Origin of the sequence: Curtobacterium citri (genome assembly GCF_030362955.1) — a bacterium.
GTDB lineage: Bacteria > Actinomycetota > Actinomycetes > Actinomycetales > Microbacteriaceae > Curtobacterium > Curtobacterium citri.
In genome coordinates this window covers 1-2,196 of sequence record NZ_JAUCML010000020.1, presented here as the reverse complement: position 1 = coordinate 2,196, position 2,196 = coordinate 1, and the positions used below count along the sequence as shown (strand labels likewise).

The following is a 2,196-nucleotide window of genomic DNA, read 5'->3' as shown; positions in this document are numbered from 1 at the left end:
CGTGACGAACCTCGGTGTCACCCCGTCTCATCCGTGAACAGCAACCGCTGGGAACGTGTCCCGGCGGGCATCGAGAGGAGCATGAACATGGCTGACACCACCACCCCCACCCCGGCCACGACGGCGACGCGGACGACCGGTTCGCACGCGAACGCGTCGGGCACTGCGGGCAAGACCACGATCGACGACACGGTCGTGTCGAAGGTCGCCGGGATCGCTGCGCGTGAGGTGAACGGTGTGCACTCGCTCGGTGGCGGTGCCGCTCGTGCGATCGGTGCGCTGCGTGACGCGATCGGGCAGCGTGACCACGGCCAGGGTGTCAAGGTCGAGGTCGGCGAGAAGCAGGTCGCCGCGGACGTGGTGATCGTCGCGGAGTACCCGGTGTCGCTGCAGCAGGTCGCGGACGGGGTGCGTTCCTCGGTCGCGCGTGCGCTGCAGCAGATCGTGGGCATGGAGGTCGCCGAGGTCAACGTGACCGTGCAGGACGTCTTCATCCCGGGTGACGACGACGACAACGACGACAAGAAGGAGTCCCGCGTTGAGTAACACGCTGATCGGTGCCCTGATCGGGGCGATCCTCGCCGTCGTGGCGTTGCAGTTCGGGTTCTGGGGCTTCGTCCTGGTGGTCGTGTTCGGTCTGGTCGGTGCCCTCGTCGCGGCGCTGGTGACCGGGAAGATCGACCGGGGCGCCCTGACCGACGTGCTGACCGGACGCCGGAGCTCCCGGTGACCGCCGGCCCGGCGAGCACCGGCTCGGGAAGCGTCCCGGCAGGCGCCGTCCCGGGCCGCGTGGAGATCACGGCCCGGGCCCTGACGACCCTGGCCCGGGCCGCCGCCGCGGAGCGCCTCCGGGTGCCCGCGAAGCGGCTGCGCGTGGGGATCGACGACGAGCAGGGATCCCTCGCACTGGACGTGACCGGCCCCATCCGGGACCAGCCCGACATCGTCCGTGCGGCTGCGTCCGCGGCGGACGACATCAAGCAGCGCGTCAGCGAGCTCGCCGGCCGTCGGGTGGGTCGGACGCACATCGAACTGACCGGGCTCGTGCGTGAGCACGAGGGCCGGGTCCGGTAGGAGGAAGCACATGAGCACCGAACAGCTCGAGAAGCGGCTGCGTCGTCGGAGCATCCACCGGTCCCGGTCCACCGCCCTGGCGGTGACGCTGGTCGTGGTGATCCTGGTCGCGGCGTGGATCGGCACCGAAGCGGTCCTGAAGGCGATCGGTCAGGGGCCGCTGCTGGCGGACCCGCAGACCGTCGCCGACACCGCCCTCAAGCCCGACGCCGCGTTCACCACCATCGCCGAGGTCATCGCCGCCGTCCTCGTCATCCTCGGCATCATCCTGGTGGTCCTGGCGCTGAAGCCGGGTCGGCAGCCCCGGTCCGGGATCGACCACGACCGTGGTGCGGTGATCATCGACACCCGCATCCTCGCCTCGACCGCCGCGAACGCCGCCGCCCTGGCAGCAGGTGTCCCCGAGGCCAACACGAGTGCGTCGGCGCGTGGGCACCGCACCCAGGTGCACGTGGTGCCCCTGTCCGGCATCCCCGTCGACACCAGCACGGTGGAGCACGCGGTGCAGGACCGGCTCAGCCGCCTCGGCGGCAAGCACGGCTCCAGCGTGCAGGTCACCGTGGAGCAGAAGGGAACCCTGGCATGACCACCACCAACCGCGGCTTCAACCGGGTCCTGCTGTTCCTGATCGGCCTGATCGGCATCATCGCCGGGGTCGTGATCGGCGCGGGGGTGCTGCAACCCGTCCGCGACGCGGTGCAGCAGTACGTGACCCTCCCGCAGCAGGTCACCGTGCCGGGCACGGCGCTGTGGATCATCGCCGGCGTCTGCGCGGTCGTGATCGTCCTCGCGTTGGTCGTGGTGTTCACCCGCGGTGGTGGCGGCACGTCCGTCGCTGTCCGGGAACGCACCGGTGACGACCAGGTCACCGTCAACGTCGCCCTCGTCCGGGACGTCATCGACCACGAACTCGCCGACGTCCACGACATCGTCACGACCAAGGTCGACACGTACCTGGTGAAGAAGCAGCGGGCGGCCCGGATCCGGGTCCACGTCCGCCGCGGCGGCGACGCGGTCACCGTCCTCGACGCCGTCGACCACGCCGTCACCACCCTCGACCACACCCTCGGCCGAGAAGTCCCGGTCCTGGTCCACCTCACCGGCGGCACCCGCACCGCACTC

Annotated in this window: 5 protein-coding genes; all 5 read left to right on the top strand. The window is 70.8% G+C overall.

The window, feature by feature from the left end; all coding sequences use genetic code 11:
• Positions 1 to 87 precede the first annotated feature (87 nt).
• Positions 88 to 546, top strand: a complete 459-nt coding sequence (locus tag QUG92_RS17055) for an Asp23/Gls24 family envelope stress response protein (protein WP_289460079.1) — start codon at positions 88 to 90, stop codon at positions 544 to 546.
• Entirely contained in the window at positions 539 to 730 is a 192-nt protein-coding gene (locus QUG92_RS17050; RefSeq protein ID WP_069712986.1) for a DUF2273 domain-containing protein, read from the top strand. The genes QUG92_RS17055 and QUG92_RS17050 overlap by 8 nt, the downstream gene beginning before the upstream one ends.
• Entirely contained in the window at positions 727 to 1,074 is a 348-nt protein-coding gene (locus QUG92_RS17045; RefSeq protein WP_182048140.1) for a hypothetical protein, read from the top strand. Before QUG92_RS17050 ends, QUG92_RS17045 begins: the two co-directional genes overlap by 4 nt.
• Positions 1,075 to 1,084: 10 nt before the next feature.
• The gene (locus tag QUG92_RS17040; protein ID WP_289460078.1) at positions 1,085 to 1,660 is read left to right on the top strand and encodes a DUF6286 domain-containing protein; all 576 of its coding nucleotides are present in this window, start codon (positions 1,085 to 1,087) and stop codon (positions 1,658 to 1,660) included.
• Positions 1,657 to 2,196, top strand: a 540-nt coding sequence (locus QUG92_RS17035) for an Asp23/Gls24 family envelope stress response protein (RefSeq protein WP_289460077.1), incomplete at its 3' end; no start/stop codon positions are given. The genes QUG92_RS17040 and QUG92_RS17035, both read left to right, overlap by 4 nt.

Bases quoted from the DNA above. Each gene is read 5' to 3' on its own strand.
- QUG92_RS17055 (WP_289460079.1), top strand. From the start codon at position 88: ATGGCTGACACCACCACCCCCACCCCGGCCACGACGGCGACGCGGACG.
- QUG92_RS17040 (WP_289460078.1), top strand. From the start codon at position 1,085: ATGAGCACCGAACAGCTCGAGAAGCGGCTGCGTCGTCGGAGCATCCAC.